Source organism: Streptomyces sp. NPDC058145 (assembly GCF_042884245.1).
In the GTDB taxonomy this organism is placed as follows: Bacteria; Actinomycetota; Actinomycetes; order Streptomycetales; family Streptomycetaceae; genus Streptomyces.
In genome coordinates this window covers 106736-132962 of the sequence record NZ_JBHVUH010000015.1, presented here as the reverse complement: position 1 = coordinate 132962, position 26227 = coordinate 106736, and the positions used below count along the sequence as shown (strand labels likewise).

The window sequence follows — 26227 nt, the reverse complement described above, 5'->3', positions numbered from 1 at the left end:
CGGGTGTTTGCGGCCGCGGCCCCTCTGGTCTGTATCTGGCGGGGGGGGGGGCCCGGGCCCCCCCCCCCGGGGGTTTTGGGGGGGGCCCCGTGGGCCCCCCCTGGCCCACCTCCGCCGCCTTGCGAGGAACGGCACCGGACCCCGCTCCCCGATCCGACAGGAGCCGAACGAACGGCTCTAGTCCCGACCGCCCTTCTCCTTGGACGGCCACACGCCCGTGGTCCGCTCGATGGCCTTGGCCCCGGTGCGGTCCACGGCGCTGCGCACCACCGCGAAGATGGCGCCCTGGACCGCGGCCGCGAGCAGGATCTCGCCCCAGCCGCGGTCCGGGTCCAGCGCGTCGGGCGCGTCCTCCTCGTGCCGGAACGCCATCCACGCCTTGCGGAAGGCCATTCCCGCCAATGTTCCGCCCGCCCAGCTCAGCACGAACCCGACCGGCTGGTAGACGAGAGGGAGCTTCTTCTTCTTTGTCTTCGCCATGGAGGACTCCTTCCTCGTCAAACGGTCCTCATGCGGGGCGTCCTCGCGCCGCCACTCGTTCGCCCGGGGCCGGCGCACCCGGCGGCGTCCCCTCCCCGAACGGCCGTCCCCCCAGCTCCTGGCGGTGATGCGGGGTCAGCCAGCCACCGAGGTCCGGGCCGAGCGGCACGATCCCGGTGGGGTTGATGCCGGTGTGCACCTGGTAGTAGTGCCGCTTGATGTGGTCGAAGTCGACCGTGTCGCCGAAGCCGGGAGTCTGGAACAGGTCCCGGGCGTACGCCCACAGCACCGGGTTCTCCGCCAGCTTCCAGCGGTTGCACTTGAAGTGGCCGTGGTAGACCGCGTCGAAGCGGACCAGCGTGGTGAACAGCCGGATGTCCGCCTCGGTGATCGTGTCGCCGACCAGATAGCGCTGCCCGGCGAGCCGTTCGGCGAGCAGTTCCAGCCGCCGGAAGACGGTCGTGCACGCCCGCTCGTACTCCTCCTGGTGGGTGGCGAACCCGGCGCGGTACACCCCGTTGTTGACGTCCGCGTAGACCTCCGCCATCACCGCGTCGATCTCGTCGCGCCGGCCGGCCGGGTAGAGGTCCGGCGCGCCCTCGCGGTGCAGCTCCGTCCACTCGGTGGCCAGGTCGAGGGTGAGCTGCTGGTAGTCGTTGGTGACGAGCCTGCCGCTGGGCACGTCCACGACCGCGGGCACGCTCACCCCGCCCGGATATCCCGTCTCCCGCTTGTCATAGGCCTCACTCAGGAACCGGATGCCGAGCACCGGGTCACGACCGCCGGGGTCCAGGGTGAACCGCCAGCTCCGGTCGTCCTGGACGGGGTCCGCGACGGCCATGGACAGGGCGTCCTCCAGACCCAGCAGCCGGCGCGAGACGACGGCCCGGCTCGCCCACGGACAGGCGCGGGAGACCACCAGCCGGTAACGCCCGGCCGTGACCGGCCAGCCGGCCCGGCCGTCGGCGGTGATCCGGTCATCGAAGTGGCTTCTGGACCGGCTGAACGTCTCGTGGCCGTAGGCCCTGTTGCCGTCGCCGCCCATCTCTCCTCCTCGCCGTGCGCGGGCGCACGTTCTCGCCACCACGCGTTCCCCTTTTTCGCCCTTCGGCACGGTGTGATCCGGTGGAGCGGGGGCAGTCGGCGCTAGGTGAGTGGGACATCCTCTGATCAGCAGACGGCCGCACGGACGGCCGAGGACCGAAACGGCGAGAAGGGAGCCCAGCGAACGGGCGACTCGGGCGGCGACCATCACACCAAGGTCACCGTGCTGGTCGCGCTGGCCGCGAACCTGGTGATCGCCGTCGCCAAGGGCCTCGGCGGGGTGCTCGCGGGCTCGCCCGCGCTGCTGTCGGAGGCCGCGCACTCCGTCGCCGACAGCCTCAACGAGGTATTCCTGCTGGCCGCGTTGCGCCGCAGCAGCCGTCCCGCCGACCGGCGGCACCCCTTCGGCTACGGCAAGGAGCGGTTCTTCTGGTCCCTCCTCGCCGCGGTCGGGATCTTCGTGATGGGCGGCTGCTTCTCCTTCTTCCAGGGCTTCGAGGCGCTGCGCAACGGCACGGAGGAGAAGTTCAGCGGCTATGTGGCGGGCCTGATCGTGCTGGGCGTGGCGCTCCTGGCCGAGGGCGCCTCGTTGATGCGGGCACTGCACCAGGTGCGGCGGCAGGGCGGCGGCCGCGCCGCGCTGCGCGACCCGGCGCTGCGCACCGTGGTCGCCGAGGACGGCACGGCGGTCCTCGGTGTGACCGTCGCCCTCATCGGCATGGCCCTGCACATGGTGACCGGCCAGGTCGTCTGGGAGGCCTCCGCCTCGCTCGTCATCGGCGCGCTGCTGGTGTACGTGGCCTACCGGCTGGGCCGTGACGCCCGGGACCAGCTCATCGGCGAGGCCGCCGACCCGGAGCTGAGCGGCAGGATCCGCTCGCTGCTCGAGGCCCAGCCGGAGATCGACAGCGTGGAGTCGCTGCTCACGATGAAGATGGGCCTCGACTCCACCCTGGTGGCCGCCCGCATCGACCTGGTGCCGGGCCTGGACAGCGAGCGGGTGGAGGAGGTCTGCGTGCGCATCAAGGGGTCGATCGCCAGCACGGTTCCGGCCGCCGACCACATCTACCTCGACGTGACCGACCGGCGGGCGCAGGAGGCACGAAAGGGCCCCGCCGCGACGGGGGAGCGCGGCGGGGCCTGACGCACGGGTGCCCGACCCCGGACGGGTTCATGCCCACGGGCGCGGATTTTTCTCGAAGGCGCCGCTGCCAGGCCGGAACCGGCTCCCGGCAGCGGGCACCCGTCAGTTCCCGTCGAGCGGCTCCATGACGAACACCGGGATCTCCCGGGACGTCTTCCGCTGGTAGTCGGCGTACGGGGGGAACGCGGCCACCGCCCGCTCCCACCACTCGGCCTTCTCCGCACCGGTGATCTCCCGGGCCCGCATGTCCCGCTTGTCGGCCCCGTCCTGCAGCTCGACGTGCGGATCGGACTTCACGTTGAAGTACCAGACCGGATGCTTGGGGGCACCGCCCAGCGAGGCGACCGCCGCGTACCGGCCGTCGTGCTCGACCCGCATCAGCGGCGTCTTGCGGATCTTGCCGCTCCGGGCGCCCCGGGTGGTCAGCACGATGACCGGGAGCCCGGTGTCCCGCAGCGTCGTGCCCTTGGTGCCCCCGGAACTCTCGTACAGCTCGACCTGCTCGCGCACCCACTGCGTCGGGCTGGGTTCGTACTCGCCCTCAAGTGGCATGGGATCCGTCTCCTTCCTCGGTCCGGCGGATGGTGCTCCGGACGGCCACAACACGCGCGGCCGCCCGAATCATCCGTACCGCGTGCCCCGTCACCCGCGCGGGTGAACTCCGGTCCTGGCTATGTGGTCATCCGCACCGCCAGCACCAGGATCACGGCGCTGGAGAACAGCGCCGTCGTCAGCCGCCCCCGGTGACCGGTCAGTGAGCGGCCCAGCAGCGCGCCCCCGCCGGCCAGCAGCAGCTGCCAGCTCGCGGACGCGGCGAAGGCCGCCGCCACGAACGCCACGCGCTCCAGCGGCCGTCCGTCCTGCGCGGTGCCGCTGCCGAGCACCAGCGCCGCGAAGTAGATCACCGTCATGGGATTGAGCAGGGTGATCCCGAGAAGGCCGAGATACGCCCGTGCCGCGCCGGGAACCGGCCGCTCGGGGCGGGTGGCGAGCCGCTGGGCGCGGTACTGCCGCACGGCGAGCAGGGCGGCCCGCACCGCGAGTACCGCGAGGACCAGTGCCGAGGCCCGGCGCAGCGGGCTCAGCACCGGCCGCAGCTCCGCCGCGAGGGCGGCGCCGCCGACGGTGGCGAGCAGTGCGTACAGGCCGTCGGCCGTGGCGACGCCGAGCGCCGCCGAGGCGCCGGTGCGCAGCGAGGTGCGGGCGGTGAGGGAGACCAGATAGGTCCCGACCGCGCCCACGGGTACGGCGATGCCGTACCCGGCGAGCAGGCCCGCGAGCAGCGCGCCCGTCATGGGCGCGCGGGACCGGGCCTCCCGGGACGGCCGGGCTGCTGTCGGCCCCGCACCGCGAGGACGGTGGCAGCGGGCGTCGGCAGGAGGGAGTCTGTAAGAAGCATGGGGCGATCCTGGGGCCGCCGCGCCCGCACCGGCAAATGAATTTCGGCGCGTTCCATTCCCTGGTCAGCGCGCTCTTCGGCCACATCGCGACGTGCGCCGATCTGGCCGAACTTGCCGTCGCCCCATAGGTGCCTCGGGCATCTAATGAAGATCGGCACGACGCACCTCTTCGTCTGCGAGGTCTTTCCATGACGGAACTGACGGACATCACCGGCCCGGGGACCCCGGCCGACCCCGTCGCCTTCCCCCAGGACCGCAACTGCCCCTACCACCCGCCCACCGGATACGACCCGCTGCGCGACGGGCGGAGCCTGTCCCGCGTCACCCTCTTCGACGGCCGCGAGGTCTGGATGGTCACCGGCCACGCCACCGCCCGCGCGCTGCTCGCCGACCCCCGCCTGTCCACCGACCGCACCCGCCCCGGTTTCCCCGTGCCCACCGCCCGCTTCGCGGCCGTCCGGGACCGCCGGGTGGCGCTGCTCGGCGTCGACGACCCGGTCCACCAGACCCAGCGGCGGATGATGATCCCGTCGTTCACCCTCAAGCGCGCGGCCGGGCTGCGCCCCACGATCCAGCGGACCGTCGACGGGCTGCTGGACGCGATGATCGAGAAGGGCCCGCCGGCCGAGCTGGTCTCCGCCTTCGCCCTGCCCGTGCCCTCCATGGTCATCTGCGGTCTGCTCGGCGTGCCGTACGCCGACCACGAGTTCTTCGAGGAACAGTCCCGCACGCTGCTGCGCGGCCCCACGGCCGCCGACTCGCAGGGGGCGCGCCAGCGGCTCGAGGAGTACCTCGGCGGGCTGATCGACGCCAAGGAGCGGCAGACCGAACCCGGCGACGGCGTCCTGGACGACCTTGTCCACCAGCGGCTGCGCACCGGCGAGCTGGACCGGCGGGACGTGGTGGCGCTGGCCGTCATCCTGCTGGTGGCCGGCCATGAGACGACCGCCAACATGATCTCCCTCGGCACCTACACGCTGCTGCGGCACCCCGGCCGGCTGGCCGAGCTGCGCGCCGACCCGGCGCTGCTGCCCGCCGCCGTCGAGGAGCTGATGCGGATGCTCTCGATCGCGGACGGGCTGCTGCGCCTGGCCCTGGAGGACATCGAGGTCGCCGGTACCACGATCCGGGCCGGGGAGGGCGTCCTCTTCGCCACCTCGGTGATCAACCGCGACACGTCCGTGTTCGAGGACCCCGACACCCTGGACTTCCACCGCTCCACCCGCCACCACGTGGCCTTCGGCTTCGGCATCCACCAGTGCCTGGGCCAGAACCTGGCCCGCGCCGAACTGGAGATCGCCCTCGGCACCCTCCTGGAGCGGCTCCCCGGGCTCCGGCTGGCCGCGCCCGCCGAGGAGATCCCGTTCAAACCCGGCGACACGATCCAGGGGATGCTGGAACTCCCCGTGACCTGGTAAGAGGCTCTGGTCATGCACATCGACATCGACAAGGACCGCTGTATCGGCGCCGGCCAGTGCGCGCTGGCCGCGCCGGGCGTGTTCACCCAGGACGACGACGGCTACAGCACCCTGCTCCCTGGCCGTGAGGACGGCGGGGGCGACCCGATGGTCCGGGAGGCGGCCCGCGCCTGCCCGGTGAGCGCGATCGGGGTGACCGAACCGGCCGGCTGAGGAAGCCCGGGCGGCCCGGGGCCGCGGCCCCGGGCCGCCCTTCCCGGTTCAGCGGGATCGTGTTCAGTAGGGTCGTGCGATGACCTCACAGGCAGGCAGGCCCTTTCTCTACGTCATCGTCTGCGCGGCCGGGATCGCCGACGGAGTCACCAGGCTGATCGGCGCCGCCCGGGAACGGGACTGGGAGGTCGGGGTCATAGCCACCCCGGTCGCGATGGGTGGGTTCTTCGACACCGCGGCCGTCGAGGAGCTGACGGGCCGCCCGATCCGGTCGGCCTGGCGTTCCCCGGCCGATCCGCGCCCGTTCCCGCCGCCGGACGCCGTGGTGGTGGCGCCCGCCACCTTCAACACGGTCAACAAGTGGGCGGCCGGCCTCGCCGACACGCTCGCCGTCGGCACGCTCTGCGAGGCGGCGGGGATGGACGTGCCGATCGCCGTCCTGCCCTGTGTGGCGGACGCGCTGGCCGCCCACCCCGCGTACCGGGAGAGCCTGGTACGGCTGCGCGGGATGGGCGTCCGCTTCAGCGAGCCGTACGCGGGCCCGCCCGGGGAGGACGGCGGACGGCCCGGGTTCGCCTGGGAGAGCGCCCTGGACCTGCTGGAGCGCCCCCAGCCCCGCCAGGTGTGGACCTAACCGCAGGTCAGCGTCGGCCCGGCGAGCATCCCGCCGGTGTACAGGGACTGGCCCTGCGGTACCCAGTAGCCCAGCTTGGAGACCACCGTGGAGCAGTCGGGCCCGACGGTGACGCGGACCTTCACCGTCTCCGGGTGGCCGGGCTGCAGCGCGGTCAGCGCGCAGTCCAGGGAGTGCCGCAGGCGGGTCTTCGAGGGGTACCGGCCGACCAGCGGGTTGACGCAGCGGGCGTCGGCCGTGGCGATCCGCACACCGGTGGCCGCGTCGCCGATGAGCCCGAGCCGGGCGCTGCCGTCGCCCTCGTCACTGTCCCGGCGGACCGTGTAGGTCAGTGTGGTGGTCGCGTTGCGCCGCAGGGTGGTCCGGTCGACGGTGACGGCGTGCGTGGGCTTCACCCTGGGCGCGGTCACGGTGAGCGTGGCCTCGACGGTGCCCCGCAGATCGACACCGGCGGGCGCCGACCGCACGCGCACGTCGGCGGAGATGTCGTAGGTACCGGGGCCCGGGTACTCCTGTGCGCCCGGCAGCGTTCCGGTGGCCAGCGTCCGGCCGGCGCGGTGTGCCGTCCAGGTGCCCTCGGTCCGGCAGGTGTAGCGCACCCGGACGCCGGCGCGCCGGCAGCTCGCCGGGGCGGAGACCGTCAGCTGCGGGGTGCCGCTGCCCGCGCAGATGCTGACGACGGCCAGCTGGCCATGGGCGCCGCGCAGGGCACCGGCGGGCGCGCACAGGGTGGACGGCTGCTCGCCCGCCCGGGACGGCGCGGTCGGCGCCGGCGCGGCGGTGGGCTGCCCCCAGGCGGGGGTGACGAGGGCGAGGGGCAGCAGCGCCGCCCCCGCCAGGCATCTCAGGATGGTCGGACGTGTCGGCACCTGGTGTCCTCCGGGCGGCCTGGACCGGCCGACTGCCGGTCGTCTGGGGCCGAGGATGAGTCGACGGTACGACTGTAGGACCGCGCCACGCCGGTTGGTCACCGGGAGGCGGCACAGCACGAGGGCCGGTCGGCCCCCTCAGCGCACCTTACGGACGTACTCCGGCGCGTCCGGTGTGGAGACGTCCACGTCGCGGCGGACGATGCTCAGCCGGCCGCCCCAGCGCGCCAGGGCCTTGCGCAGGCCCCGGTCGGTGTACTCGATGTCCACCACGAGGTCGTCGAACGCCTTGGCGTACACCTCGCACTCGTCGTACTGCCCGCACTCCTCGGTGACCGCGAAGTCCAGCCCCGCCGCCCCGCGTCGGGCGGCCAGCTCGGCGGTGTTCTTCTGCCCGACGGCCAGTTCCCGGGCGTGCGCGTGCCCGGTGAGCAGGCGCATGAAGGCGGTCGCGTCGGCGGCGGTGAGCAGATGCTTCGAGCGGGTGTAGCTGTCGTAGTTGTCGGGCTCCACGGCGTCGAAGCCCTTCTTCGCGCAGCCGTCGATCCACCGGTTCACCCGCGCCGCCACCCGGCCCCGCTTCGCGGGGGTGCGGATGTCCAGCAGTGGTTCGTTCCAGTCCTCGTCGATGACGAGCCTGCCGCGGCCGTCGTGCAGCAGCAGGTCGGCGGGCCAGTCGGAGCGTTCCTGGGGCTGGGCCTGGAAGGCGTTGACGTAGCAGATGTTGTACAGGCCGGGCGCGGGGGAGTCGGACCGGTCGCGGCTGACGACGCGGACCCCACGGGCCGGGGGATAGGCGCCGCCGATCTGGTAGTCGAAGCCGGCGTGCCGCGGCGGCAGACGGTACTTCAGGGGCCTGGCGGCCTCGACCGCGGCGCCGGAACCGCAGCCGGCCAGCGCGGTCGCGGCGAGGGCCACGGCCAGCAGTGCGGCGCCGGCCGTCGTCCCCCGGCCTCCCGCCCGGGAGGCACCCTTCGTCAGCACGTCCGCTCCATCGCATCGCGGTCATGGCCCCGCTCAGTACCGGCGTGGCACGTCCGGAAATCCAACCGTCCGCCCGCGGCCGTGGTCAAGTCGGCGCCGGGAGCCCGACGTACGCTCCTGAGTGACCATCGCCCCTGAAGGCAGGAGCAGCAACGATGCAGTACGTGAAGCTCGGTTCGACGGGCCTGGACGTGTCGCGGATCTGTCTGGGCTGCATGACCTACGGCCTGCCCGACCGTGGTACGCACGAGTGGACGCTCGACGCGGAGGCGTCCCGTCCGCTGATCCGGCAGGCGCTGGAGGCGGGCATCAACTTCTTCGACACCGCCAACGTCTACTCCGACGGCACCAGCGAGGAGATCGTCGGGAAGGCGCTGCGCGACTTCGCCGACCGGGACGAGATCGTGCTGGCCACCAAGGTGCACGGCCGGACGCGCCCCGGCCCCAACGGCGCCGGCCTGTCCCGCAAGGCCATCCTGACCGAGATCGACCACAGCCTGCGCCGCCTCGGCACCGACTACGTGGACCTCTACCAGATCCACCGCTACGACCACACCACGCCCGTCGAGGAGACGATGGAGGCGCTGCACGACGTGGTCAAGGCGGGCAAGGCCCGCTACATCGGGGCGAGTTCGATGTACGCCTGGGAGTTCGCCAAGGCCCAGTACACGGCCGACCTCAATGGCTGGACCCGGTTCGTGTCCATGCAGAACCACTACAACCTGCTCTACCGCGAGGAGGAGCGGGAGATGCTCCCGCTCTGCGCCGACCAGGGCGTGAGCACGCTGCCGTGGAGCCCGCTCGCCCGTGGCCGGCTCACCCGCGACTGGGGCACGGTCACCGAGCGCAGCGCGGGCGACGCCTTCGGCAGCCGCCTGTACCTGGACGGCGACCGCTCGATCGTCGACGCGGTGACCCGGATCGCCGGGGACCGGGGTGTGCCGCGCGCCCAGGTGGCACTGGCCTGGCTGCTGCACCGGGACACGGTGGCCGCGCCGATCGTCGGCGCCGCCCGGCCGGGGCACATCGAGGACGCGGTGGCGTCCGTCGAACTCGAGTTGAGCGATAAGGAGATGGAGGAACTCCAGCAGCCCTACACGCCGCGCGCGATCAGCGGCCACTGACGGCCCGCCGCCGGTCCGCGCGGGGCGCGCCCGTGCCGCGCGGACCGGCGCCGAGTTACCGCCGGGCGCCTGGCGAGCGGGTGTGAACCGCGGTAATACGACGCAAAGGCTTTCTTGACAAATTGTCAAAAGGCCAACCGCTGGAATTCCGTTGTTCGGAACCGGGAGATCTCTTGTTCCCTAGTGCCTGACTGTGTAAAAGTGTGCGCTGTCGGCGCGCAGACAATTACATTTTCCGCTGCATGCGCCAGGCCGCTCCGTACGCCCCCCACGCTTCAAAAGAGCTGCCACGGCGGTGTTCGAGATGCCGAATCCTGTCCATACCCCTTGGTATGGACTAATTTTGTCGCGTCTGGAGGAATGCAGCGGTGAATGACGCAGGCAGGTCGGATTCCGCGCCGACCGGCCGCCGGTTCGAAGTCCCGGACGAGCGGCTGAGCGCCGAACTGAGGAAGTGGACAGGAACGTCACCCGCGCTGCACCCGGTCGGCGAACTCCTGGACCGGCACTGGGAAGCGGCCTTCGCCTACGCCCGGCTGTGCACCGACGGGCCCCGGGCCGCCGGCATGCTCACCACCGCCGCCTTCACCCGGCTGTTCGGCGAGTCCATCAGACAGTCGGGTCCGTCCGCCGCCTGGCGGCCCCATCTGCTGGTCACCGTCCGCCGGATAGCCGCGGAGTGGGACGGCGACGGCCGTCAGGAGCTGCTTCACCCCGCCCTGCGTACGAACCCCGCGACCGGCGAGCGGGCCTCCGCCCGGCTGCTCCCGCCGCCCGGCCGGCGGCTGCTGTCCCGCGCCTTCCAGCGGCTGCCCCAGTCCGCCCGCGCCGTGCTGTGGCACATCGAGGTCGAGGCCGAACCCCTCGCCGTCCCGGCCGCGTTGCTGGGCCAGGACGAGGAGGAGACCCGCGTCGAACTCGGCCGCGCCCGCGAACGGCTGCGCGAGGAATGCCTCCAGGCGCACCGCGAACTCGCCCCCGAGACCGAGTGCCGGCGGTACCTGCGCATGCTGGACGTCACCTTCCGGCGCGGCGGCGTCCACGTCGACCCCGATCTGCGACGGCACCTGGCCGGCTGCCGGCACTGCCGGCAGACTGCCGACCAACTCGCCCAGTTCAGCCCGGGACTCGGTCTCGCCCTCGCCGAAGCCGTCCTCGGCTGGGGTGCCCGCGCCTACCTGGAGGCCCGCGCCACCCTGCCCGACGCGGCCACCGCCCCGGACCCCGGACCGGCCCCCGTGCCGCCCGGAGGCGAGGCCTTCGCCCCCGCGCCCGCGGCGGCATTCCGCGGGGCCGCGCCCGCCACCCCGGCCGGCGCGCCCCCGTCCGGCCCCTCCCGCCGGTCCGCGCACCGGGCCGCCCGGCGCGCCCGCCGCCGCGACCTCGCCCTCGCCGCCGCCGCGGTCAGCGGCCTGGTGGTGCTGCCGCTCGTCCTGTGGTCGGTGCTGAGCTCGGGCGACGATCCGGCACCCGCCCCCGGCGCCACCCCCTCCCGGACACCGGGCAAGGGTTCCGCCGACGGGGGGCCGTCCTGGGCCGGCTCGAGCGGGACCAGCCAGGGAGCCCTGCGCGGCCGGCTGCACAACCTCGCCTCCGGCCTGTGCGTGGACGTCGTCGGCGACGAGGCCGTCAAGGGCGCCGAGACCGAACTCACCGCCTGCTCCTCGGCCCCCGTCCAGCAGTGGCAGTACGAGACCGACGGGCTGCTGCGCAACGCCTCCGCACCGGACCTGTGCCTGGACTCCCACCTCGGCTACTCGGTCCGGCTCGCCCCCTGCTCGGCCACCGCGAAGGCCGCCAAGGACATCCGCTACGACTTCACCCTCCAGGGTGCCCTCGTGCCCCGCTCGGACCAGGACCTGGCGCTGGCCCCGGCCGCCACCGACGGCTCCGGCGCCCTCGTGCTCAAGACCCGCACCGCGACCTCCGTCCAGCGCTGGAGCGTCGACACCGCGGGCCCGGACCTGGAGATGCAGATCGTCAACTGGGACATCGACAGCACCCCCGCGCCGTCCCCGTCGGCCAAGGTCACGCCCAGGGCGGCGAAGCCCCCGTCCTCGTCGCCCACCCCGACGGCGGCCGGGTCCACCGCCCCGCCGCCGGATTCACCCAGCCCCGACTTCTGCTCCGTCCACCCGTCCTACTGCTCATGGGGCGGCGGCTACGGCGGGGGCGGCGGACACCATCACCACTGACCCGTGGCCGGCTCAGTGGTGGTGATGCGGCGGCGGGGGCGGGATCGTCGCGAGACCGGGGGCCGGTTCGGGCCAGACCAGCAGCACCGGGCAGGGCGCGTGGTCGACGGCGAACCGGACGGCGGGACCCAGACTGCGCGGCCCGAGCCGCGAGCGGTCGCCGTCCCGCGCCAGCACCAGCAGATCGGCACCCTCGGCGGCGGCCACCACCTCCCGCTCGACCCGCCCGGACCGCTCCGCGCGGGCGCACGGCCGCCCCAGCCGCCCGGCCGCCGCGTCCAGGAGCCCGGTGGCCGAAGTGCCTTCCAGCGCCTCCAGCAGCCCGCCCGGGTCCCGTTCGGGATGGCCGCGGCCCAGAAGCCCCGCGAAGGCGCCGTGCGCCACCCCGGGCACGTCCGGGCCGGACACATGCAGCAGCACCACCTCGGCGTCCGGCGGGGCGTGGGTGCGTACGGCGTCCACGCAGGCGGGCCAGGTGCCCTCGACGAGCCAGGCGATCACGCGCATCCGGCAGGCCTCCCTCGGCTCACAAAAACCCTCAGAGAATCTGCAGCGCCCCCCACAGTGCCACCACCGACACCGACAGCGAACAGGGCACGGCGATCAGACCCAGCCGGGTGAACTCCCCGAGGTTCACGCCGTGCTCGTGCTGGTGCACGATCCGCCGCCACAGCAGGGTGGCGAGCGACCCGGCGTACGTCAGGTTGGGGCCGATGTTCACCCCGAGCAGCACCGCGAGCACCGCGCCGGAACCGGCCGGAGCGGCGAGCGGCAGCAGCACCAGCACGGCCGGCAGGTTGTTGATGAGGTTGGCCAGCACGGCGGCCAGCGCGGCGGTCCCGAGCAGCGCGGCGAGCCCGGTACCGCCGGGCAGGACGTGCCCGAGCACGTCCGCGAGCCCGTTGTCGACGACCGCGCGCACCACGATGCCCAGCGCCAGCACGAACGCCAGGAACGCAGGGGCCGCCGCCCGCACGACGGCCAGGGGGGTCGCCCTGCGCCGCAGCAGCGCCCGCCCGGCCAGTACCAGCGCGCCCGCCGCGGCCACCCACGCCGGGTCCACCCCGAACGCCGACGCCACCACGAACCCCGCCAGTGTGCAGCCCACGGTCACCAGCGCGAACAACGGCAGCGGCGGCGCCTCGGCGACCTCCCCGGGCACCGGGGCGGCGGCCGTCAGGTCCCGGGCGAAGAACCACCGGAACACCAGGTACTCGGCGCCGATCGCCGCCAGCCAGGGCAGCGCCATCAGGGCCGCGAACCGGGTGAAGCCCAGCCCGCTCGCCGCGAAGGCGAGCAGGTTCGTCAGGTTGGACACGGGCAGCAGCAGCGACGCCGTGTTGGACAGGTGGGTGCACGCGTACACATGCGGTTTCGGCCGTACGCCGGTGCGCGCGGCGGTGGCGAAGACGACGGGCGTCAGCAGCACGATGGTGGCGTCCAGGCTGAGCACGGCCGTGATCGCCGACGCCAGCGCGAACACCGCCGTCAGCAGCCGCACCGGACGGCCCGCCGCCCCGCGCGCCATCCACGCGCCGCACGCCTGGAACAGCCCCTCCACGTCACAGAAGTGGGCGAGCACCAGCACCGCCGCCAGGAACCCCACCACCGGCCCGAGCCGCTCCGCCTCCGCCCGGGCGTGCTCCAGCGGGATCGCGCCGGTGGCGATCACGATCCCGGCGGCGGGGACGGCCAGCGCCGCCTCCGGCCATCCGAAGGGACGGACGACGGCCCAGGCGAGCACGGCGACGAGCAGCACGGCCGAGAGGGCCTCGGCGAGCGGGGTGTTCAGGGCGGGTCCTTCCGGATCGGTCTCCAGGTGGTGCCCGCTCATGAAAGCAAACGCCGGCGCGCGCACCACGGTGACCGGGTGCCCGCCGCGCCCGGGAATCGATCCGGGGCCGCGAAGACGAACCCCGCCGTCCGGATCGGACGGCGGGGCCGGTCGCGGCGGTGGGAGCCGGTCAGGCGCCGGTGCCGGGGCTGAAGACGGTCAGGAACACGGAGGAGGAGTTCCCGCCGACCGGGACCTCCCCGGCCGGCCACGCCACCTTCAGATGGTCCCGCTCGTCCGGCGGGGTGATCAGCAGCCCGGCCGGCCTGGCCGTCTTCGCCTCGCTGATCTCCGGGTTGGAGAAGGTCAGACCGGCCCAGGCGCTCTGCCCGGGCCTGAGCGTGACGGTCGCCGGGGAACCGGTGGAGCGCTTGGGGTCGGGGCCGAGCTGGGTGCCGGAGGCGTTCACGAAGGCCGCGCCCGGATAGCCGCGCAGGGTGCAGGTCCGGGCGGACCTGTTGGTGAGCACGATGGGGAAGTTCTCCTGGCCGGCGCCGGGGTTGTTGCGGCCGACGGCGGCCCGCAGCTCGGAGGTGTGGCACCGGGTGCTGGTGGCGCCGGTCTTTCCGCCGGTGCCGGTGCCGGTGCCGGTGCCGCCGGACGTCGTGCCCGTCTTCGGGGCGGAGGACGAGGCCGCGCCACCGGGGGTGGAGGCGGCGGGGGAGGAGACGGTGGAGGCCGGGCTGCCGCCGGCCTCGGTGGCCGGACCCGCGGTGCCCGACACCTTCCGGGGCGCGGAGCTGCCGTCCTGGCTGCCGCAGGCGGTCAGCAGGCTCAGTACGGCGACCGCGCCCGCGAGCAGGGCCCCGCGCCGCGGGGACCGGGATGAGTACGCCATGTCGCTCAACACTCCTGGATCTTCACGGCACGCGACGGGCGCGTGCCTCCGGCGCCGGGTGCGCCGTCACCACACTCCGATGCGCGGGGCGCCGGAAAAGTTCGCCTCGCCCCAAAATCCCTTCCCCGCCCCGCCCCGCGCGGAACGTTTCTCAGGTGACCCGCAGTGAGCGGAGTACGCCCTCGGTCCCGTCGCCGTCACCCCGCCCGCGGACCTGGACGTACACCTGCGGCCTCGTGGAGCCGTCCGCCGGTACCAGGGCCGACTCCGTGACCGAGCCGCCGTCCGGGCAGCCGCTCCAGGCCCGGACGCGGCCGTGCCAGTCGGCGCTCGTGAAGCTCCGGGAGCCGGCGTAGTGGCAGCCCGTGTGGGTGAGGGCGTTCACCCGGGCTGCGACGTCGCCGTGCTCGCTGAGCCCGACGAACACGCCGTCGACCGCCGTCCTCATGTCGGACCAGCGGGACAGGTCGCCGGCGACCACCAGGCCCGGCTGGTGCCCCGCCGGGAGTCCGAGGGCGTGCGGATCCCAGCCGGAGTCGCGCAGCTCACGGGCCCAGCCGGCCGGCACCTCGACCGAGACCCGGCCGGTGGCGTCCCGCACCTCGGTCCGGCCGCCGGAGCCGGGGCGGTGCAGCACCAGCGTCACCGCGACGGCGGCCGCCACGGCGGCGACCACCGCGGCCAGGACCAGCGTCCCGGTGCCGAGCCGCCGCAGGAAGGAGTCGAGCCGCCCGCCCACCCGGCCGCCGGCGGGCGCCGCGAGCCGGTCCAGCTCGTCCGCGAACGCCTGCGCTCCCGGCCAGCGCCGCTCGCGCTCCGGTTCGAGGGCGCGCAGCAGGGCCCGCTCGGCGTCCGCGCCGAGGTCCGGCCGCAACCGCCCGGGCGGTACGACCCTCCCCGGCGGCCCCGGGACCGTGCCGGTGACCAGCTCGTAGCCGACCGCGCCCAGACTGTAGACGTCGGCGCGGGCGTCGATGCCCGCGCCCGGCTCCGCCTGCTCCGGCGGCTGGTAGCCCGCCGAGCCGGCCGCCAGGGTGAGCACCGAGGCCTGTGCGAGGCTCTTGGCCAGCCCCAGGTCGGCGAGCAGCACCCGCCGTTCGCCGTCCGGGGCGGTGTGCAGCAGCACGTTGGTCGGCTTGATGTCGCGGTGCACGATGCCGGCCTCGTGCAGCGCGGCGGCGCCGCGCGCGGCCAGCGCGGTCAGCGCGAGCGCCCGCGGCACCGGCAGCGGACCGGCCGTCAGCAGATCGGCGAGGGTGCCGCCGTCGGCGTACTCCATCACGAAGTACGGTCTGCCGTCGGGGAGTTCGCCGATGTCGTAGACCTGCACCACCCGGCTGGAGCCGGCCCGGCGCAGCAGCCGCGCCTCGGACAGGAAGCGCTCCCGGACGTCTAGCCGGTGCGCCCAGTTCTCGGCGAGGACCTTCACCGCCACCGGGGCGTCGAGCTCGTCGTCGTGGGCGAGCCACACCGTGGCGAAGGCGCCGGTGCCCAGGCGCCGTTGGAGGCGGTAGCGGCCGATCCGCTCCAAGGAGTGCATACGACTATCATGCCTGCCCTGAGATCGACTTCCAGGGGGCCCCGACGTGCCGGACGAGGCGACGGCCGAAGACCTTGCCCGGAGCGCCGCCGCCGGAGACCGGGCGGCGCTGGACCGGCTGCTGACCGTGCTGCGACCCGAGGTGGTGCGCCGCTGCGGACGGTTCCTGCCCTGCCGGGAGGACGCCGAGGAGGCGGCGCAGGACGTGCTGCTCCAGGTGGCCCGGCACATCTCCGGCTTCGAGGGCCGCAGCCGCTTCAGCACCTGGCTGTACACCGTCGTCGCCAACTGCTGCCGGCAGAAGTACCGGGAGCTGAAGCGGCGGGCGGCCGAGCGGCCCGCCGTGATCGAGCCCGCCGAACACGTCGACCCGCGCACCACCAGCGTCATCGCGGGCTCCCGCGTGGACCTGCTGGAGGCCCTGGACCGGCTGGAACGCGAGCACCCGCACCTGGTCGCGCCCCTGGTGTACCGGGACATCTGCCAGCTCGACTACGCCGAGGCCGCCGAGCGCGCCGGCATCCCGCTCGGCACGTTCAAGTCCCGTCTGCACGAGGCGCGCAAACAGGTACGGCCCTGGCTGCGGCTCTACTGAGCCGTCCCGGTCAGCGCCAGTTCCGCCCAGATGGTCTTGCCCTCCGGGGTGTGCCTGCTGCCCCACCGCTGGGTGAGCTGGGCGACCAGCAGCAGCCCGCGGCCACCCTCGTCGAACGTCTTCGCGCGCCTGAGGTGCGGCGCGGTGTGGCTGGTGTCGGACACCTCGACGATCAGCGTGGCCGCGTCGTGGATCAGCCGCAGCCGGATCGGCCGCGAGCCGTACCGGATGGCGTTGGTGACCAGTTCGCTCACCACCAGCTCCGCGGTGAACGAAGCCTCGATCAGCGACCACCGCTCGAGCTGGCCCAGCACCTGCTTGCGGATCGGCGCGACCAGCGCCGGGTCGGCGGGGATGTCCCAGGTCGAGACCTGGGAGGCGGGCAGCCCCCGGGTGCGGGCCAGCAGCAGGGCCACGTCGTCGGTGACCTCGCCCGGCGGCAGCAGCGTCTGCAGGACCAGGTCGCAGGTGTCGTCCAGGGAGCCCGCGTACGCCTTCAGCGCCTCGCCGAGCAGCCGCCTGCCGACGTCCAGGTCCCTTCTGCGGGACTTCACCAGACCGTCCGTGTACAGGGCCAGCACGGTGCCCTCGGGCAGCTCGACCTCCGCGGACTCGAACGGCAGCCCGCCCAGCCCGAGCGGGGGACCGGAGGGCAGCTCCAGCTCGTGCGGCTCGCCGCCAGGCCGCAGTACCAGCGGCTGCGGATGCCCCGCGCGGGCCAGTGTGCAGCGCCTGGACACCGGGTCGTACACGGCGTACAGGCAGGTGGCGCCCACCTCACCGGGGCTGTCGTCGCCGCTGTACTGCTCCGCCAGCCGGATCACCAGGTCGTCGAGGTGGGTGAGCAGCTCGTCGGGGGCCAGGTCGAGGTCGGCGAGGGTGCCGACGGCGGTGCGCAGCCGGCCCATGGTGGCCGAGGCCTGGATGCCGTGCCCGACCACGTCCCCGACGACCATCGCGACTCGCATCCCGGACAGCGGGATCACGTCGAACCAGTCGCCGCCCACCCCGGCCCGGGCCGCCGGAAGGTACCGCGAGCGGGCCTGCAGGGCGGCCGTGCGGGGCATCGTGCGGGGCAGCAGGCTGCGCTGCAGGGCGAGGGCGGTATCGCGCTCGCGGGAGTAGCGGCGCGCGTTGTCGATGCAGACGGCGGCCCGGGTGGTGATCTCCTCGGCCAGCAGCGCGTCGTCTGCGGTGAAGGGGTCCGGCCGCCGGTGCCGGGTGAGGACCGCGACCCCGAGGGTCAGGCCGCGCGCCCGGATCGGCACCGACATCGTCGAGTGGATGCCGAACCTCCTCACGACCTGGTCGCGCGCGGTGTGCCAGGTGTGCCACTTGCGCATGTTCCCGGCGGCCACGGAGGCGATGATCGTGCGTCCCGCGGTCAGTGCGTCGGCCTGCGGGGAGAAGTCCGGGTACAGCTCCGCCCGCCCCGGCCGGACCACCGCCTCCGGTACGCCGTTGAGCACGGACTGATGGGCGGTGCGGCGCAGCCGCAGGGGCGCCGTGACGCGCGCGGGGGGCTCGCCGTCGTACTGCTGCGGGTCCAGCAGATCGATGGTCACGAAGTCGGCGAGTACGGGTACGCACATGTCCGCCAGTTCCTGGGCCGTACGCGTGATGTTCAGCGTGGTGCCGATCCGCGCGCTCGCCTCGTTGACCAGTTGCAGTCGCTGGCGGGCCCGGTGGTTGTCGGTGACGTCGTGCGCGGCCAGGCACACGCCGACCACCCTGCCCCCCGCGTCGGTGATCGGCGCCATCCGGGTGAGCCAGGCCGTGATCCGGATGTCACCGCCGATGTGCCCCGTGTTCTCCATGTCCAGCGGCAGGCCGCTGGACAGCACCTGGAGCATGCCCCGTTCCAGGTCCTCCGTCGGCTGCTGCCCGCCGAGCTCCGTGATGCGCAGGCCCTTGACGTGCTCCTCGGGCAGCCCGATGAACTCGGACATGGCCTGATTGATGCGCCGCAGACGGAGCTGGTCGTCGTAGAGCGCGACCGCGCAGGGTGACTGGATGAGGCTCGCCCCGGCCAGCGTGTCGTCGTCCAGGGCGTGCGGCCGGTCGCCGGTCAGCGGGGAGACCACCAGCCAGTCGGCGTCGTGGCCGTCACCGGACGGCCGGCGGTGGGCGAGCAGCCACACGGGGACGGTGCGGCCGTCCCGGTGGCGCAGTTCCACCGTCCCGGTCCAGCGGGTCCCGAAGGGCGCCTCGGGCAGGCCCTTCCCGGCCAGCAGGCGGGCCGCGGGGCGGCCCACGACGGACTCCGGCGGGTGGCCGAGCAGGCGCCGCGCGCCCTCGTTCCACTCGACCAGTGTTCCGTCGTCGTCGATGACGGCCCGGGCCGTGGCCGCATCGTCGAACGGATAGACCCGGCTCATCGTCGCCGCTCCCAGCGCACACTCACAGTGAACAGGTGGTACCACGCGCGTTCCAGCGTAGTGCGTGGCGCACCTCCCGCGGGGACCGTGACTCCCGGCGGCCGGGTCGATCCGTCGAACAAGGTCAAGGGGGATTTTCGGCCGATGTGCCGGCTGGATCGGATGTGCGGTTCCCGGCCCTTGACGGCGGCATGCGCGGCGCCGTCAGAATCTGTTTGAACGCGATCGGTTGTGAGTACTTCTGGGTTTGAATGAGGGAGAGCGATGACGGTCACGCGCAGATCGGTTCTCGTGGCGGCCACCGCGGCGCCCACGGCCGGAGCGCTCTTGGGCGCCCGTACGGCACTGGCCGCCGACGCCTCCGGCGCGGCGGGGGGACGCCACACCGTTCCGCTCCGGGACGGCTGGCGTTTCGCGCCGGCCGACCCCGACGGCGGCGCCGAGGGGAGCGGGGCCTACGCCGGTGCGGCGGAGCCCGGCTACGACGATTCCGGCTGGCGCCAGGTCGCCGTACCGCACGACTGGAGCATCGAGCAGACACCCACCACGGAGCACGGCACCACCAGCGGCACCGGCTTCTTCCCGGGCGGTCTCGGCTGGTACAGGCTGGCCTTCACCCTGCCGCCCGCCTACGCCGGCCGGCGGATCTCGGTGGAGTTCGACGGCGTCTACATGGACTCGTACGTCTACTGCAACGGCACCGAGGCGGGCCGTCACCCGTACGGCTACACCGGCTTCGCCGTCGACCTCACCGACCTCGTGCACACCGACGGCAGGACCGGGAACGTCCTCGCGGTGAAGGTGCGCAACCAACTGCCCAGCAGTCGCTGGTACTCCGGCAGCGGCATCTACCGCGAGGCCCGGCTGGTGGTCACCGAGCCGGTGCACGTGGCCCGCTGGGGCACCCACGTCACCACCCCGGAGGTCACCGCGGGGCGGGCGCTGGTCCGGGTGGCGACGACGGTGGTGAACGAGTCCGGCACCGGCGCGGACGTCCAGGTGCTGTCCCGCGTCACCGGTCCCGACGGCCGCACGGTCGCCCGTACGTCGAGCACGGCCGCCGTCTCCGGCGAGGCCACCGAGACCCATGAACTGAGCGTCCCGAAGCCCCTGTTGTGGGACTTCGGCACCCCGCACCACCGCTACACCCTGCACACCGAACTCCGTGTCGGCGGCCGCACCACCGACACCCACCGCACCTCCTTCGGCATCCGCACCCACCGCTTCGACCCCGACGAGGGCTTCTCCCTCAACGGTGTCCACACCAAGATCAAGGGTGTCGACCTCCACCACGACCAGGGCGCCCTCGGCGCGGCGATCAGCATCGACGCGGTGCGCCGGCAGATGACCATCATGAAGTCGATGGGCGTCAACGCCTTCCGCACCTCGCACAACCCGCCCTCGCCGCAGATGATCCAGGTCTGCGAGGAACTGGGCATCGTGATGATGGTGGAGGCCTTCGACTGCTGGCGCACCGGCAAGACCAAGTACGACTACGGACGGTTCTTCGACGAGTGGTGCGAGAAGGACGCCACCGAGATGGTGCGCGCCGCCCGCAACTCGCCCGCCGTCGTGCTGTGGTCCATCGGCAACGAGATCCCCGACTCCACGTCCACCGCCGGACTCGCCATGGCCGACCGGATCATCGGCGCCATCAGGGCGGCCGACGACACCCGCCCGCTCGTCATCGGCTCGGACAAATACCGCCGGGTGCCGGCCAAGGGCTCGGCGGCCGACCTCATGCTCGCCAAGCTCGACGGACTGGGCCTGAACTACAACACCGCCCAGTCGGTGGACGCGCTGCACGCCGCCTATCCGCACCTGTTCCTCTTCGAGTCCGAGTCGTCCTCGGAGACCTCGACCAGGGGTACGTACCAGGAGCCGGAACACCTCAACACCGGTGAGAACCACACCCCGGGCAGGCGGGAGGTCTCCTCCTACGACAACAACCTCGCCTCCTGGACGATGAGCGGCGAGTACGGCCACAAGAAGGACCGGGACCGGAAGTGGTTCACGGGGCAGTTCCTGTGGTCCGGCATCGACTACATCGGCGAGCCGACGCCGTACGACGTCTTCCCGGTGAAGGCGTCCTTCTTCGGCGCGGTGGACACGGCCGGGTTCCCGAAGGACATGTACCACCTGTTCCGCAGCCAGTGGACGGACGAGCCGATGGTCCATCTGCTGCCGATGAGCTGGAACCACGAGGAGGGGGAGACGGTCGAGGTCTGGGCGTACGCGAACGTGCCCTTCGTGGAGCTGTTCCTCGACGGGAAGTCGCTCGGGACGCGGGAGTTCGACGTCAAGCGGACCACCGACGGCCGCGCCTACCTGGAGACGACGGAGGCCACCGGCGACGACAAGACCTTCACCGGCGGCCCCTGTCCCGGCAGCTACACCAGCCCCAACGGCAGCGCGGGCAAGCTCCACCTGACCTGGAAGGTGCCCTTCCGGCCGGGCGAGCTGAAGGCGGTGGCCCGCCGGGACGGCAGGATCGTCGCCACCGACGTGCTGCGCACCGCCGGTGATCCGCACGCCGTCCGCCTGACCGCCGACCGGAAGTCCATCGCCGCCGACGGCCGGTCGCTGGCCTTCGTGACCGCGGAGATCGTGGACGCGCACGGCGTGGTGGTGCCCGACGCCGGCCACCTCATCGCCTTCTCCGTCACCGGGGGCTCCCTGGCCGGTGTCGACAACGGCCGTGAGGAGAGCGCCGAGCGCTACCAGGCGAGCACCCGCACCGCCTTCCACGGCAAGGCCCTCGCCATCGTCCGCTCCGGCGGTGCGCCGGGCACGCTCGAGGTGACGGCGCGAGTGACCGGCCTGCGCGAGGGCGTGGTGAGCGTGCGCACCACCCCGGCCCGCTCGGCGGCCACCACACCGGTCACCCCCTTCGAGCCCGGCCATCCGGCGCCCGTCGACCTCCCGCACGCGGACGCCGGCTACTCCGGCCGCCCGGACACCCTGCCCGCCGCGATGCTGGACGGGGACCCGGCCACCGGCTGGTCCAACGCCTTCGCCAAGTCGGCCACGGCGCTGCTGCCCGCGTTCGGCGGGGCACGCCCCGCGGACTGGGTGTCGGTCGACTTCGGACGCCCCCGGAACCTCGACCGGGTGGCGGTCTCCTTCACGGTCGACGGCACGCACGCCCGGCCCGCCGAGGCGGGGGTGGAGGTGTGGGACGGCCGCGCGTACGTCCCGGTCACCGGGGCGACGACGGACTGGGCCACCGCCTCGGACACTCCGACGGTGATCACCTTCGACGCGGTGCGCGGATCGCGGCTGCGTCTCCGGCTCACCAGCGCGTATCCGGGCGAGGCCGGGGGAGCGGTGCGCATCAGCCGGCTCGACGTCTGAGAGGCCGGGGCGGTCCGGAGGGGGAGCCACGAAACGGCTTCCCCGTCCGGACCGTTGACGCGGTGTCATGTCGGGAACAAGCATGGTCGGCGTCCGCATCTGGGAGCGCTCCCATGAGAGGGGAGCGCGCCCCGCACCTCCCCCCGAGGAGCCCAGACGTGAAACGACCGAGAACCGCGACGCTGTCCCTCACCGCCCTGCTGGCGGCCATGCTCACCGCGTTACCGGCCGCCCCCGCCGGTGCCGACGAGACCGAACAGGTCAGGAACGGCGGCTTCGACACCACCAGCGAGCCGTGGTGGACGACGAGCAACACGAGCGCGGCCCTGTCCGACGGGCGGCTGTGCGCCGATGTCCCGGGCGGCACCGTCAACCGTTGGGACGCCGCCGTCGGGCAGAACGACATCGCGCCGCCTGGCGGGCCGCCCTCGCGCACCCGGGGACGTACCCGGACCCGAACGACGGAACCGGCGGCGGGGCCTACCCCGACGACGACGCGTCCGACGAGTTCTACTGGGCGGCCGCGGAGCTGTATCTCACCACCGGCGAGAAGGAGTTCGCGGACCATGTGCTGAAGTCGCCGGTCCACACCGCGGACGTCTTCGGCCCGCTCGGGTTCGACTGGGGCCGCACGGCCGCGGCCGGCCGGCTCGACCTGGCCACCGTGCCGAACCGGCTGCCCGGCCGGGACCGGGTGCGCCGGTCGGTGATCAGGGCCGCCGACACCTATCTGGCGACCGCCGCGTCCCAGCCCTACGGCCTGCCGTACGCCCCGGAAGGCAACGTCTACGACTGGGGCTCCAACGCCCAGGTACTGAACAACGCGCACGTCATCGCCACGGCCTACGACCTCACCGGCGCGGCGAAGTACCGGGACGGCGCGCTGGAGAGCATGGACTACCTGCTCGGCCGCAACGCGCTGAACATCTCCTACGTCACCGGCTACGGCGAAGTCGCCTCCCATCACCAGCACAGCCGCTGGTACGCCTGGGAACTCGACCCGAGGCTCCCGGACCCGCCGCACGGCACCCTCGCCGGCGGCCCCAACTCCGGCATCCAGGACCCCTACGCGCAGGACAGACTGACGGGCTGCACCGGTCAGTTCTGCTACATCGACGACATCCAGTCCTGGTCCACCAACGAGACGGCCGTCAACTGGAACGCGGCGCTGGCCTGGATGGCCTCGTTCACGGCGGACCAGGGGTAGGGAAGGGCACCCGGGCCCCGGGTCAGGTGTGGTAGCCGAGGATGGTCATCATGCCGCTCTCCGAGTGGTACTGGTTGTGGCAGTGCAGCATCCACAGCCCGGGGTTGTCCGCGTCGAAGTCCACGACCAGCTTGCGGTGCGGCAGCACGATGGCCGTGTCCTTGCGCGCCCCCGCGCCGTCGAGGCCGGCGACGGAGAAGGTGTGGCCGTGCAGATGCATGGGGTGCCACATGTCGGTGGCGTTGATGAGGGTGAGCCGCACCCGCTCACCGGCGCGCACCGGGTGGCGCTGACGGACGGAGTACGGCCGGTGGTCGAAGCCCCAGTCGTACTTCTCCATCGTGCCGGTGATCCTGATGCGCATCTCGCGGTCGGGATCGCGGTCGTCCAGGGCCACGGAGTCGTCCGGCCGCAGGCGCCGCGCCGGGACCACCTTCCGGTCGAGCCCGTCCGGGCGGACGGAGGCCGGGGGAACGGTCCGGCCCTTGTCGGTGCGCAGGACGGCGAGGGCCTGGCCCTTCTTGCCCTCGGCCAGGGCGACGAACGGGAAGACGCCGTCCTTGGCGGTGACGAGGACGTCGTAGCGCTCGGCCATGCCGAGGAGGAGCGCGTCGGTCTCGGTGTGCCGCACCGGGTAGCCGTCGGTGTGTGTGATGGTCATCGGGTGCCCGTCCAGCGCCACCCGGAAGGCGGTCTCGGAACCGGCGTTGATGATGCGCAGCCGGACGCGGTCGCCGGGCCGGCACCGGAACACCGAGGGGTGGCCGGCGGTGCGGCCGTTGACGAGGTAGAGGGGGTAGTCGACGCTGCCGGCGTCCCCGTGCAGCATGGGGCTGCGCGCGTGGTGCAGCATCCGGCTGGGCCCGCCGGCGGCCCGGGAGTGCGAGGCGTGCGGGGCCGCCGTCCCGCCGGAACGGGTCCGGGCCGGCTCGGGGCCCATGGCCATGCTCTCCATCCTCATGCCCTTGGGCATGAGCTGTTCGAGCACCCGGTCGGGGGTGGAGCCCTCGACGCCGTCGAGCCAGTCGTCCAGGACGATGACCCACTCCTTGTCGTAGGCGAGGGGCTCCCGGGGGTCGTCGACGATGAAGGGGGCGTACAGACCGCGGTCGGGCTGCATGCCGACGTGGGAGTGGAGCAGGAACGTGCCCGGATGGGAGACGGTGAAGCGGTAGGTGAAGTCGGTCCCGGGCGCGATGGCGTTCTGGGTCAGGCCCGGGACGCCGTCCATGTCACAGCGCATGCGCACGCCGTGCGAGTGCAGGGTGGTGGTGTCCGGCAGCCGGTTGGCGAGGGTGAGGCTGAGGACGTCACCGGCGGTGACGCGTACCAGCGGGCCGGGCACCTGCTCGTGGTACGCCCAGGTGCGCACCTGCCGCCCGCCCAGGTCCAGGGTGTTCTCGGCGGCCGTGAACCTGAGCATGCGCACCGGGCCGGAGCCGCGTCTGCGCTCGGCGGCACGCACCTCGGGACCCGACGGCTCGACATATCCCTTCGGCCCGGGCGGAACGAAGTCCCCCTGGACGGTCGCCGCGGCCGCGGGGCCGGAACGGGGGTGGGAGCCGGAGTCGGTGCAGGCAGCCAGCAGTCCCGCGCCGGCGGCAGCGAACGGGGCTTGGAGCAGGGTACGCCGCGAAGGTGTGTGCATAAATGAAATAAGACACGTTTTGATGTGATATGTGCGGGATCCCGGGCGGCGCGTCCGATGGAGTCGGTGCCCGTGGCCGCGAGTGCCCCCGCCCGTTTCCGCGCGCGCACGGCGGGCGCGCCGTGTTGCCCCGCCGGGGACGGCGGGCGAGAGTGGGGCCACCGGACTGCTTGGGGGTGTGGACCGTGTGCGTGGGCGTCGCGTCACCGGCGGAGAACGGACATGGCCCCGGAGTTCAGCAGGTACCGGGAGGAAGTCGCTCCGACCTGCTGATATTTACGGGTGAGTACCCGAGCGGTACCTTTGGTGCATGCCAGCTCTCAACGTGGAGTTCACTGACCGTGAACTGGAGGACCTGCGCCAGATCGCCAAGGAGCGCGGTACGTCGATGAAGGCGCTGGTGCGCGAGGCCGCCGCCGCCGACATCGCCCGCCACCGGGCGCTGCAGGAGGGCGCGGAGGCGTTCCGGAGCTTCTTCACCGCTCACGCCGAGGAGTTCGCGGCCGCGTTCCCCGATGACGAACCCCAGGCCAAGGGCGAGGCCGCCTGAGCGATGCCGCCCCTCATCCACATCGACGTCCCGTGGCTGCTCCAGCGGCACGAGGAGGTCCTGCCGGACCAGCCCACGGTCGACGACTTCTCCGCCCTGGTCGCCGCCGTCGCCCGGCACCGCGTCGACCCGCCCCGGCTCGGCGTGGACTCCGACCCCGCCTGGCGGGCCGCCGCCCTGCTGCACACCCTCGCCGTGCTCAAGCCGCTGCCCTCGGCCAACGCCCGCTTCGCCTGTGCGACCGCGGTGGCCTACATGTTCGTCAGCGGCGCCGGCATCGACGCGCCCTACGGCGCCCTCGTCGACCTCGCCCGCGACCTGATCTCCGGCAAGACGGACGTGTACGGGGCCGCGGACCGGCTGCGTTCCTGGCAGATCTGAGACGGCCCCGGCCGGCGGGGGAAGCCGCCGGGGCCGCCGGCCGGGGATGCCCGCACGGAACGGGGCCGCCGGCCGAGGGCAGGAGGAACGGGGCCGGCGGCCGCTTTCGCGGCGGAGAGCCGCCGTTCCGCCGCGCGGCCTTCCGAGGGGGCCGGACCCAGTCCACTACCCGGCCGTGCACCCCGGGAGGGTGCGTGGCCGGCCGGCGCGTGCACGGCGTTCACACGGGGCGCACGGAAAACGGAAAGGGGCGGGGGAGACCCGTCCCGGCGACACCCGAACGGCTTCGTTCCAAAGGCTGCCGATGTCGCACGAATGCCTTGTTCCGTGTGTGGAGGTTGTGCAAGGGTTGAAACACGGTGCGGGGGGTAACCGCCTGCATTCTCAAGGTAGTTGG

22 protein-coding genes and 1 pseudogene are annotated in these 26227 nt (G+C 73.2%); 11 read left to right on the top strand and 12 right to left on the bottom strand.

The window, feature by feature from the left end; all coding sequences use genetic code 11:
• Positions 1 to 177: 177 nt before the first annotated feature.
• Positions 178 to 480 (bottom strand): DUF4235 domain-containing protein, encoded by a 303-nt coding sequence (locus ACFVVO_RS30600; protein ID WP_390059226.1) that lies wholly within the window; start codon positions 478 to 480, stop codon positions 178 to 180.
• A gap of 28 nt (positions 481 to 508) precedes the next feature.
• Positions 509 to 1525, bottom strand: coding sequence for a glutathione S-transferase family protein (locus ACFVVO_RS30595; RefSeq protein ID WP_390059225.1), 1017 nt, complete (start codon positions 1523 to 1525; stop codon positions 509 to 511).
• Positions 1526 to 1747: 222 nt separating this feature from the next.
• Here ACFVVO_RS30595 and ACFVVO_RS30590 point away from each other — a divergent pair, with 222 nt between their 5' ends.
• Complete coding sequence (locus tag ACFVVO_RS30590; RefSeq protein WP_390059358.1) at positions 1748 to 2668, top strand: cation diffusion facilitator family transporter; 921 nt, start codon at positions 1748 to 1750, stop codon at positions 2666 to 2668.
• A 102-nt stretch (positions 2669 to 2770) separates the two neighbouring features.
• Here the strand turns inward: ACFVVO_RS30590 and ACFVVO_RS30585 are convergent, their stop codons facing one another.
• Complete coding sequence (locus ACFVVO_RS30585) at positions 2771 to 3220, bottom strand: nitroreductase family deazaflavin-dependent oxidoreductase (RefSeq protein WP_390059224.1); 450 nt, start codon at positions 3218 to 3220, stop codon at positions 2771 to 2773.
• 119 nt (positions 3221 to 3339) lie between these two features.
• Complete coding sequence (locus ACFVVO_RS30580) at positions 3340 to 3963, bottom strand: LysE family transporter (RefSeq protein ID WP_390059223.1); 624 nt, start codon at positions 3961 to 3963, stop codon at positions 3340 to 3342.
• Between the two features lie 293 nt (positions 3964 to 4256).
• Between ACFVVO_RS30580 and ACFVVO_RS30575 the strand changes: the two genes are divergently transcribed.
• The 3 genes from ACFVVO_RS30575 (at position 4257) to ACFVVO_RS30565 (ending at position 6333) form a co-directional block, all read left to right on the top strand.
• Positions 4257 to 5486, top strand: coding sequence for a cytochrome P450 (locus tag ACFVVO_RS30575; protein ID WP_390059221.1), 1230 nt, complete (start codon positions 4257 to 4259; stop codon positions 5484 to 5486).
• Positions 5487 to 5498: 12 nt separating this feature from the next.
• Complete coding sequence (locus tag ACFVVO_RS30570) at positions 5499 to 5699, top strand: ferredoxin (RefSeq protein ID WP_390059219.1); 201 nt, start codon at positions 5499 to 5501, stop codon at positions 5697 to 5699.
• A 79-nt stretch (positions 5700 to 5778) separates the two neighbouring features.
• Entirely contained in the window at positions 5779 to 6333 is a 555-nt protein-coding gene (locus tag ACFVVO_RS30565) for a flavoprotein (protein WP_390059218.1), read from the top strand.
• Here the strand turns inward: ACFVVO_RS30565 and ACFVVO_RS30560 are convergent.
• Positions 6330 to 7202 (bottom strand): hypothetical protein, encoded by an 873-nt coding sequence (locus tag ACFVVO_RS30560; RefSeq protein ID WP_390059217.1) that lies wholly within the window; start codon positions 7200 to 7202, stop codon positions 6330 to 6332. The genes ACFVVO_RS30565 and ACFVVO_RS30560 overlap by 4 nt on opposite strands.
• Before the next feature lie 138 nt (positions 7203 to 7340).
• Entirely contained in the window at positions 7341 to 8183 is an 843-nt protein-coding gene (locus ACFVVO_RS30555; protein WP_390059357.1) for an endo alpha-1,4 polygalactosaminidase, read from the bottom strand.
• A 158-nt stretch (positions 8184 to 8341) separates the two neighbouring features.
• Here ACFVVO_RS30555 and ACFVVO_RS30550 point away from each other — a divergent pair, with 158 nt between their 5' ends.
• Together ACFVVO_RS30550 and ACFVVO_RS30545 are read left to right on the top strand one after the other, a co-directional pair.
• Positions 8342 to 9310, top strand: a complete 969-nt coding sequence (locus ACFVVO_RS30550; RefSeq protein ID WP_390059216.1) for an aldo/keto reductase — start codon at positions 8342 to 8344, stop codon at positions 9308 to 9310.
• Between the two features lie 368 nt (positions 9311 to 9678).
• Positions 9679 to 11505 (top strand): ricin-type beta-trefoil lectin domain protein, encoded by a 1827-nt coding sequence (locus ACFVVO_RS30545; RefSeq protein ID WP_390059214.1) that lies wholly within the window; start codon positions 9679 to 9681, stop codon positions 11503 to 11505.
• A 12-nt stretch (positions 11506 to 11517) separates the two neighbouring features.
• Here ACFVVO_RS30545 and ACFVVO_RS30540 read toward each other — a convergent pair whose 3' ends face one another.
• The 4 genes from ACFVVO_RS30540 to ACFVVO_RS30525 all read right to left on the bottom strand — a co-directional run bounded on the left by ACFVVO_RS30540 (position 11518) and on the right by ACFVVO_RS30525 (position 15717).
• Positions 11518 to 12012 (bottom strand): universal stress protein, encoded by a 495-nt coding sequence (locus ACFVVO_RS30540; RefSeq protein ID WP_390059213.1) that lies wholly within the window; start codon positions 12010 to 12012, stop codon positions 11518 to 11520.
• Positions 12013 to 12043: 31 nt separating this feature from the next.
• Positions 12044 to 13339 carry an arsenic transporter gene (locus tag ACFVVO_RS30535; RefSeq protein ID WP_390059212.1) on the bottom strand — a complete coding sequence of 432 codons (1296 nt, stop codon included), beginning with the start codon at positions 13337 to 13339 and terminating at the stop codon, positions 12044 to 12046.
• 130 nt (positions 13340 to 13469) lie between these two features.
• Positions 13470 to 14177, bottom strand: coding sequence for a DUF4232 domain-containing protein (locus ACFVVO_RS30530; RefSeq protein WP_390059210.1), 708 nt, complete (start codon positions 14175 to 14177; stop codon positions 13470 to 13472).
• A 151-nt stretch (positions 14178 to 14328) separates the two neighbouring features.
• Complete coding sequence (locus tag ACFVVO_RS30525; RefSeq protein WP_390059209.1) at positions 14329 to 15717, bottom strand: serine/threonine-protein kinase; 1389 nt, start codon at positions 15715 to 15717, stop codon at positions 14329 to 14331.
• Between the two features lie 46 nt (positions 15718 to 15763).
• On the opposite strand from ACFVVO_RS30525, the gene ACFVVO_RS30520 reads away from it, so the two are divergent.
• Positions 15764 to 16312, top strand: coding sequence for an RNA polymerase sigma factor (locus tag ACFVVO_RS30520; RefSeq protein ID WP_390059207.1), 549 nt, complete (start codon positions 15764 to 15766; stop codon positions 16310 to 16312).
• Here ACFVVO_RS30520 and ACFVVO_RS30515 read toward each other — a convergent pair.
• On the bottom strand, positions 16306 to 18690 hold the full coding sequence (locus ACFVVO_RS30515; RefSeq protein ID WP_390059205.1) for a SpoIIE family protein phosphatase: 2385 nt from the start codon (positions 18688 to 18690) through the stop codon (positions 16306 to 16308). The genes ACFVVO_RS30520 and ACFVVO_RS30515 overlap by 7 nt on opposite strands.
• A 264-nt stretch (positions 18691 to 18954) precedes the next feature.
• Here ACFVVO_RS30515 and ACFVVO_RS30510 point away from each other — a divergent pair, with 264 nt between their 5' ends.
• Positions 18955 to 22044: a glycoside hydrolase family 2 TIM barrel-domain containing protein gene (locus ACFVVO_RS30510; protein WP_390059203.1), complete on the top strand. Its 3090-nt coding sequence runs from the start codon at positions 18955 to 18957 to the stop codon at positions 22042 to 22044.
• 406 nt (positions 22045 to 22450) lie between these two features.
• Positions 22451 to 23251: pseudogene (locus ACFVVO_RS30505) on the top strand (glycoside hydrolase family 9 protein); the annotation flags it as partial.
• A gap of 22 nt (positions 23252 to 23273) precedes the next feature.
• Here ACFVVO_RS30505 and ACFVVO_RS30500 read toward each other — a convergent pair.
• The gene (locus ACFVVO_RS30500) at positions 23274 to 24899 is read right to left on the bottom strand and encodes a multicopper oxidase family protein (protein WP_390059201.1); all 1626 of its coding nucleotides are present in this window, start codon (positions 24897 to 24899) and stop codon (positions 23274 to 23276) included.
• A gap of 310 nt (positions 24900 to 25209) precedes the next feature.
• On the opposite strand from ACFVVO_RS30500, the gene ACFVVO_RS30495 reads away from it, so the two are divergent.
• Together ACFVVO_RS30495 and ACFVVO_RS30490 are read left to right on the top strand one after the other, a co-directional pair.
• Positions 25210 to 25449 (top strand): hypothetical protein, encoded by a 240-nt coding sequence (locus ACFVVO_RS30495; RefSeq protein ID WP_390059200.1) that lies wholly within the window; start codon positions 25210 to 25212, stop codon positions 25447 to 25449.
• Between the two features lie 3 nt (positions 25450 to 25452).
• Positions 25453 to 25830, top strand: a complete 378-nt coding sequence (locus tag ACFVVO_RS30490) for a toxin Doc (protein ID WP_390059198.1) — start codon at positions 25453 to 25455, stop codon at positions 25828 to 25830.
• Positions 25831 to 26227: the final 397 nt, after the last annotated feature.

Excerpts from the sequence above, each read along its gene's own strand:
- ACFVVO_RS30600 (WP_390059226.1), bottom strand. The coding sequence starts at position 480 with ATGGCGAAGACAAAGAAGAAGAAGCTCCCTCTCGTCTACCAGCCGGTC.
- ACFVVO_RS30595 (WP_390059225.1), bottom strand. The coding sequence starts at position 1,525 with ATGGGCGGCGACGGCAACAGGGCCTACGGCCACGAGACGTTCAGCCGG.
- ACFVVO_RS30585 (WP_390059224.1), bottom strand. The coding sequence starts at position 3,220 with ATGCCACTTGAGGGCGAGTACGAACCCAGCCCGACGCAGTGGGTGCGC.
- ACFVVO_RS30580 (WP_390059223.1), bottom strand. The coding sequence starts at position 3,963 with ATGACGGGCGCGCTGCTCGCGGGCCTGCTCGCCGGGTACGGCATCGCC.
- ACFVVO_RS30575 (WP_390059221.1), top strand. The coding sequence starts at position 4,257 with ATGACGGAACTGACGGACATCACCGGCCCGGGGACCCCGGCCGACCCC.
- ACFVVO_RS30570 (WP_390059219.1), top strand. The coding sequence starts at position 5,499 with ATGCACATCGACATCGACAAGGACCGCTGTATCGGCGCCGGCCAGTGC.
- ACFVVO_RS30565 (WP_390059218.1), top strand. The coding sequence starts at position 5,779 with ATGACCTCACAGGCAGGCAGGCCCTTTCTCTACGTCATCGTCTGCGCG.
- ACFVVO_RS30550 (WP_390059216.1), top strand. The coding sequence starts at position 8,342 with ATGCAGTACGTGAAGCTCGGTTCGACGGGCCTGGACGTGTCGCGGATC.
- ACFVVO_RS30540 (WP_390059213.1), bottom strand. The coding sequence starts at position 12,012 with ATGCGCGTGATCGCCTGGCTCGTCGAGGGCACCTGGCCCGCCTGCGTG.
- ACFVVO_RS30535 (WP_390059212.1), bottom strand. The coding sequence starts at position 13,339 with ATGAGCGGGCACCACCTGGAGACCGATCCGGAAGGACCCGCCCTGAAC.
- ACFVVO_RS30530 (WP_390059210.1), bottom strand. The coding sequence starts at position 14,177 with ATGGCGTACTCATCCCGGTCCCCGCGGCGCGGGGCCCTGCTCGCGGGC.
- ACFVVO_RS30525 (WP_390059209.1), bottom strand. The coding sequence starts at position 15,717 with ATGCACTCCTTGGAGCGGATCGGCCGCTACCGCCTCCAACGGCGCCTG.
- ACFVVO_RS30515 (WP_390059205.1), bottom strand. The coding sequence starts at position 18,690 with ATGAGCCGGGTCTATCCGTTCGACGATGCGGCCACGGCCCGGGCCGTC.
- ACFVVO_RS30510 (WP_390059203.1), top strand. The coding sequence starts at position 18,955 with ATGACGGTCACGCGCAGATCGGTTCTCGTGGCGGCCACCGCGGCGCCC.
- ACFVVO_RS30500 (WP_390059201.1), bottom strand. The coding sequence starts at position 24,899 with ATGCACACACCTTCGCGGCGTACCCTGCTCCAAGCCCCGTTCGCTGCC.
- ACFVVO_RS30495 (WP_390059200.1), top strand. The coding sequence starts at position 25,210 with ATGCCAGCTCTCAACGTGGAGTTCACTGACCGTGAACTGGAGGACCTG.
- ACFVVO_RS30490 (WP_390059198.1), top strand. The coding sequence starts at position 25,453 with ATGCCGCCCCTCATCCACATCGACGTCCCGTGGCTGCTCCAGCGGCAC.